Source organism: Bifidobacterium sp., assembly GCF_050874245.1.
Taxonomy (GTDB): Bacteria; Actinomycetota; Actinomycetes; order Actinomycetales; family Bifidobacteriaceae; genus Bifidobacterium.
In genome coordinates, this window is sequence record NZ_JBNMKH010000093.1 from 1 (window position 1) to 5,995 (window position 5,995).

Consider the following 5,995-nt stretch of genomic DNA (forward strand, 5'->3'; position numbering starts at 1 on the left):
AAAAGAGTAAACGCGGCGACTTGCTACTCTCCCACACCCTCTCGAGTGCAGTACCATCGCCGTGCTAGGCCTTAGCTTCCGGGTTCGGAATGGGACCGGGCGTCTCACCTAGGCTATGATCACCGCAAGAGAAAATAATACGCGCATGGCCTCCAATCGCCAAATCACGGCGTGTCGCATACCGGGTCGGCCGGCGATCAATCACCAATCGATGGCAATGACGCGAATCGCCATGCCGGTGCGCTACAGTCGAGACAACGCTTCCATCAGCAACGAAAGAAGGCCAGCAATGACGATCGCCTCCTGCGGTTCCGTTTCCGCAATTACATTGGGTCTACCGAATTCCACTGCGATTCCCGCCGAAAAGGCGACGCTGCCAAAAGGACTTTTCGTGGCGAAGATTCCGGTTTCCGCAAAAACGAAGCAACGATTGGCCGGCGATATCGAGACAATCACCATGCTGTCGCTGCTGCAACCGCGCAATACCGGACTTGCCGCCGGCACGCGAATTCCCGAAATACTGGTGATCGGTCTGCGATTGCACGGGACGAACGCTGCCGTTCCGACGGACATCGTCGAATTGATCGCCATGCAACGCAAGTCGGGCATGCTGTTCGTCTGCGTGCGCGACGCCGATTTTGAAGGCACGACGCGTCAGGAATGCGCGTTCGCGGTGCGTCGAGCCTTGCCGGCCCGCGCGGGGCATACAACCACGTCCAAGATATTCGTTTCCGATTGGAAGCCTGCCGGCGAGGCCACTCTGGAGGCCGCGGACCCGTCAGTCGATTCCGTGGATGCCTTGTGGGAATCGTTCTGCTCGCAGGTGATTCTGGACGATCCCTCCCCTGTCGACCTGGACGCGCGTCTCGCACGACGCATGCAAATCGCACGGCTCACCACGCAGATCGACAAGCTCACACGCGACCATCAGCGCGCCAAGGATGCCGAACAACGTAACGAGATCTACGCGAAGCTGCACAGGATGAGGAAACAGCTGGAGGAATTGCAGAAGCAATGAAAGCTCATGGGGGCTGGTGCCGGGCTGACTTGCAAGGTCGGTCCGACACCAGCCCCATCGTATAAACGCACGATTAAGCGCACGATCCAGGTTTCAGAAACCGAGCCTTGTACGGCCGAACTGGTCGAGCCAGCGCAGAATCGCACCTTCACGCAACGCCCACGGGCAGATTTCGATTTCCTTGACGTCAAGCGCCTTCATGATCTCATCTACCACCAGACCGCCGCCGACGATCTGATAGGTGCGTTCCGGCGTGACTCCTGGCAGCGCGGTACGCTGGTCCGGCGATATGGAGGCGAGGCGGGGAAGCCAGTCCTCCAGCTGGTCTCGGGTCATGACGGAGGTGTCGACGCGGCCGGGAACGCGCAGCACCGCACCTGCGAGCCGGGCCAGGGAACGTATGGTCTTGGATGTGCCGACGGCATGCATCGGATGCTTCGACTTGGGGAACGACTCCACCATCGGTTCGAGGATCTTGCGGATCTTCTTACGGGCCTTGTCAAGCTCCTCCTCGTTGGCGATGCCGCTTTCCGGCAGGAATTCGCGGGTCACTCTGCCGGCTCCGGCGGGTACGGAAAGCGCCACGGTCGGGTCCTCGTCGGACCCCATGGCCACTTCAAGCGAACCTCCGCCGATGTCGATGACGAGCAGGCGACCGGCATCCCAGCCATACCAGCGGCGGGCGGCAAGGAAGGTGAGGCGCGCCTCGTCTACACCGGAAAGCACGGTGACCGGCTGCCCGATGGCATCCTCGATCCTGCGCAGGATCTTGCCGCCGTTCGGTGCCTCACGCAATGCGGAGGTTGCCAGGACCAGCAGTTGGGTGATCTCGTATTCCTCGGCGAGCGCCATCGCCTTGTGCACCGCTTCGAGCACGGCTTCGACGCCGGCCTTTTTGATGGTGCCGTCATCCTTGAGGTATTGCATGAGACGGACCGTGCTTTTGACGCTTGCCTCGGGCTCGGGGCGGGCTCCGGGAGCTGCGTCGACGATCAGCATGTGCACGGTGTTGGAACCAATGTCAAGAACGCCAAGACGGGTGGCGCGGGAATGTAATTTGACCATGTTCCCAGCATAGGTATTAACCGATTAATCCGTTGTCCGACATGCCATTGACATCCTTTGCAAATATGAAGGCGCCCACCCTTGAAAAGGAGGATGGGCGCCCAATGGCCGCAATGCGGGAAACGATTGCAGAGGTGCGGAAAAATTCCGCAGAAAATCTCAGCCGATCGAACGACGGGACGTTTCCACACCGAAGATGCCGGTGATCAGCATGGCGATCACCGCGACGATCGAAATCGCGATGAACACAGAATTCGTGCCGACCGCAACGAGCATCCAGCCGACGATCATCGGCATCAGCACGTTCAGCAGTTTCGCCACGGCATTGGCGAAACCGACGCAACGGAAACGCACCTTGGTGGAGAACAGTTCCGGAGCGTACACGGCCACCACGGAGGCCATCAGCACATACAGGCACATCGTCAGCAGGAAGCCGCAGACGATCGCGCCGACCGTGGTCGTCTGAGCGGCATAGGCGAGGCCGAACACCGCGGTCAATCCGAATGCCGGCACGATGACCTTCTTACGTCCGATGTGGTCGAGCAGGATGGAACCGATCAGGCAGCCGACGGGGGCGCCGCACATCATCAGCGTGCTCGTCCACAACGAGCTGGACAGATTGATGCCGCGCTTGACGAGAATCGTCGGCACCCAGGAAGTGAACGCGTACGAGCACACGTTCGTGGCGGCGACGGCCACCACGCCCACCATCAGGCAGATTCCCAGCGAATGGTTGCGGCGTTCACGCGCGCTCATGGAGGTCACGTCCGCAGCGGACTCATCGGAACGTGCGGCGACCTCGTCGTATTCGGAACCGTTGGCCTCAAGCTGGCGGACGATCGCGTCAGCCTCCTCGTAACGTCCGTGCACGGCAAGCCAGCGCGGCGATTCCGGAACGTCACGACGCAGCCACCAGATCACGGCAGCGATGATGCCGATGCCGACGAACAACGGACGCCACGACCAGCGCGGAATGATCCATGCGCACAGCAGCATGGCGACCGGCACGCCGCAGTTCGCCACCAAGGACACGATCGCGCACCAACGTCCGCGGCGTTCGACCGGCGCGAATTCGTTGACCATGGCGAAACCCGTCACGATCTCGGCACCCAGACCGAGACCTGCGCCGAGACGGCACAGGGACAGTACGGACATATTCGGCGCGAACGCGCCAAGGAACGTGAATCCGCCGAACAGCAGTAGGTTGATCTGGTAGGCGACGCGACGACCCTTCAGATCGCCGATGAAACCGGCCAGCAGCGAGCCGATCAGCAATCCCAGGAAACCGGCCGACATGAACGTCGAATTCTGCGCCACCGTCGACCAATGCGTGGACAGGGAGCTGGACGCCACGGCCGATCCGATATACACGTCAATGGAATCCATCAGCATACCCGCCGCCACCAGCGCGACGATCTTGTGGAACATACGCGTCTCCTTCGCGTAATCCACACGACGGGTAATCTCCTCGACTTGCCTCTCCTGGACGGCGGACAATCCTTCCACCACCGACGAGGACTTCCGCTTCACATTCTGCACAGCCTGTGCGGTCATGATGCAATACCTCTTGTAATTATGCTCTTCTTCACCCGTTTAAGACGGTGAGGGCAGTCCCATTGTGTAGGACTGCCCTCATCATCGATCAAACGAATCCAAGAATTCGCAAGGAAGGGGTGTCGTGCACCCCTTCCCACTGAGACGGCACCATAAGCGCGTGCTTCCCGGAACAGACGGGAATGACCACAATGTGACCATTCCGGCGGAATGCTCCGGGGGAAACGCAGGTCAGCCGCGCAGCTTGGCCACGAAATCGCCGATTCTCTTCAGGCCCTCGCGCAACGCTTCACGGGAGGCCGCGTACGACAGACGCACATGCGTGTCGGCGGTCGCCTCGCCGAAATCGCGGCCCGGGGTCAAAGCGACATGCGCCTCCTTCAACGCGCGTTCGCAGAACGTCCACGCGTCGAGACCGGTGCTGGAGATGTTGAAATACGCATAGAACGCGCCGTTCGGCTCGACTTCCAACGGCAGTCCGATCTCGGACAGGCCGTCCACCACGATGCGGCGGCGTTCCAGCAGCTCCTGACGGCGTTCCTCGCATACGGCGAGCGTTTCCGGCGTGAAGCAGGCGAGCGCCGCATGCTGGGTCGGTGTATGCGCGCACAGGAAGAAGTTGGTGGCGAGGTCGTCCATGGCCTCAAGCGCGTATTCGGGCACGACCATCCAGCCTAGCCTCCAGCCGGTCATGCCGAAGAACTTGGAGAAGCTGGAGCATACGATGGCGTCCGGATCGCAGGCGAGCACCGATTTCACTTCGGATCCGTCCGGTTCGCGGTCGGCCAGGTCGAGGTAGGTTTCGTCGACGATGCGCCACGCGCCGCGTTCACGGGCCAGGTCGCACACCGCTTTGAGCGTGTCGAAGGCGATGGTGGTGCCGGTCGGGTTGGACGGCGAGGTGATCATGACGGCCTTGGTGCGGTCCGACCAGTATTCCTTGCAGAGTTCCGGCGTCAGATGGAAGCGGGTCGCCGCGGATGTCGGCACGTCCACGACGTTGCCGCCGAACGCGCGCACCAGTTCGCGGTTGCAGGGGTATGACGGGTCGGCAATGAGCACTTCGTCGCCTTCGTTGACCGTCAGTGCGGCGGACAGCAGCAGTGCGGTGGATCCACCCGCCGTGATCGCGATGCGTTTCGGGTCAACGTCGACGTGGTGGCGGTCACGGTAGAAGTCGGAGATCGCCTGACGCAGTTCGGGCAGGCCCATCGCCGCGGTGTATGGCAGCGGACGACCGTCGTATTGTTCACGCATGGCGTCGCGGACCGCGGGCGGGGCGCCGAAGTCCGGCTCACCCAAGCTCAGTTTGACGACATCGGTGCCGTCGGCGATCATCTCATCGGCCATGGCACCGAACACCATGGCGCGGAATGGATTGGCAATCTGCGCGCGATGCGACATCTGGGGCCGCGCGCTGTTTTCATTATTTCCCATAATGCCGTTTCTACCACGTTCCGCGTTACGCCGCCCGCCGGCGCTCACAAGCCGGTTCTGCGCGTCTCCAATCGGACGGTGCCGGCCCGCACGCCCTTACGCGTCCACGATTTCGTGGTAAAGACGTTCCAATCGTTCGTCGCGGACCTTTTTGCCGAGCTCGCATTCCCAGACCACGATGACCTTCCATCCCGCAGCCTCCAGTTCAGCGTGCTGCCGCGCATCGCGGTCACGGTTGCGCAGCAGTTTCGCAGTCCAGAATTCCACGTTCGATTTCGGCACGCGCGTGGCTTTCGGACAGCCTTCATGCATGTGCCAGAAGCAGCCGTTGACGAACACCATCGTATGGTATTTCGGCAGCACCACATCCGGATGACCGGGGTATCGTTTGTCGTTTTTGCGGAATCGCAGGCCTTTGGAGAACAGGAAGCTGCGCACCATGCGTTCGATGGAGGTGTCCTTGCCTCGGATGCGGGACATGGTGTAGCTGCGCGTGCCACGCTCGTATTTCTCAGGTCCGCGGGATTTCGCGGCGTTCCGCGATCCGCTGGTTTTGGCTTTCCGCCCGGTCTGTTTGCGCTGTCCTGCCGTCACGGCATTCCATTATGGGCATAAGGGACGATCATGGCAGCAAACGCATGGCAGCAATTGATTCGTGCAGTCATCACGGCAGGCGTCGCGGTTGGCGTTCCGGCGCGTATCGGCATTCGGATGGCGTACGCTGGTCGTAGCGACGCAGCTTTTCCATCAATCGGCGAACAAGGAGCAGTATGACACAGGTCAATGTGGCGATTCTCGGCGCGGGCCGTATCGCAAGGCACATGGCGGATACGTTAACGAAAATGGCCCGGGACGACCGTTACCGCGATCTGGTGGCCCCGTACGCGGTCGCTTCGCGCGATGGCGGACGTGCGGCGGATT

General features: G+C 61.3%; 6 protein-coding genes, 1 rRNA gene and 1 pseudogene. 3 read left to right on the forward strand and 5 right to left on the reverse strand.

All coding sequences use genetic code 11. From position 1 onward, the window contains the following. Positions 1 to 10: 10 nt before the first annotated feature. Positions 11 to 127: ribosomal RNA gene (gene rrf / locus ACR0P8_RS08290) — 5S ribosomal RNA — on the reverse strand. Positions 128 to 289: 162 nt separating this feature from the next. On the opposite strand from rrf, the gene ACR0P8_RS08295 reads away from it, so the two are divergent. Continuing rightward, positions 290 to 1,018, forward strand: coding sequence for a DUF4391 domain-containing protein (locus ACR0P8_RS08295; RefSeq protein WP_432624625.1), 729 nt, complete (start codon positions 290 to 292; stop codon positions 1,016 to 1,018). Positions 1,019 to 1,111: 93 nt separating this feature from the next. On the opposite strand, the gene ACR0P8_RS08300 is transcribed toward ACR0P8_RS08295, so the two are convergent. The 4 genes from ACR0P8_RS08300 to ACR0P8_RS08315 form a co-directional block, all read right to left on the reverse strand. Next, positions 1,112 to 2,083 carry a Ppx/GppA phosphatase family protein gene (locus ACR0P8_RS08300; RefSeq protein ID WP_432624626.1) on the reverse strand — a complete coding sequence of 324 codons (972 nt, stop codon included), beginning with the start codon at positions 2,081 to 2,083 and terminating at the stop codon, positions 1,112 to 1,114. Positions 2,084 to 2,242: 159 nt separating this feature from the next. Beyond that, positions 2,243 to 3,637, reverse strand: a complete 1,395-nt coding sequence (locus tag ACR0P8_RS08305) for an MFS transporter (RefSeq protein ID WP_432624627.1) — start codon at positions 3,635 to 3,637, stop codon at positions 2,243 to 2,245. Between the two features lie 231 nt (positions 3,638 to 3,868). Next, positions 3,869 to 5,074: a pyridoxal phosphate-dependent aminotransferase gene (locus tag ACR0P8_RS08310; RefSeq protein ID WP_432624628.1), complete on the reverse strand. Its 1,206-nt coding sequence runs from the start codon at positions 5,072 to 5,074 to the stop codon at positions 3,869 to 3,871. A gap of 96 nt (positions 5,075 to 5,170) precedes the next feature. Then, positions 5,171 to 5,668, reverse strand: a complete 498-nt coding sequence (locus ACR0P8_RS08315; RefSeq protein ID WP_432624629.1) for a very short patch repair endonuclease — start codon at positions 5,666 to 5,668, stop codon at positions 5,171 to 5,173. A gap of 30 nt (positions 5,669 to 5,698) precedes the next feature. On the opposite strand from ACR0P8_RS08315, the gene ACR0P8_RS08320 reads away from it, so the two are divergent. Next, on the forward strand, positions 5,699 to 5,848 hold the full coding sequence (locus ACR0P8_RS08320) for a hypothetical protein (RefSeq protein WP_432624630.1): 150 nt from the start codon (positions 5,699 to 5,701) through the stop codon (positions 5,846 to 5,848). After that, positions 5,845 to 5,995: pseudogene (locus ACR0P8_RS08325) on the forward strand (Gfo/Idh/MocA family protein); the annotation flags it as partial. The gene ACR0P8_RS08320 and the pseudogene ACR0P8_RS08325, both read left to right, overlap by 4 nt.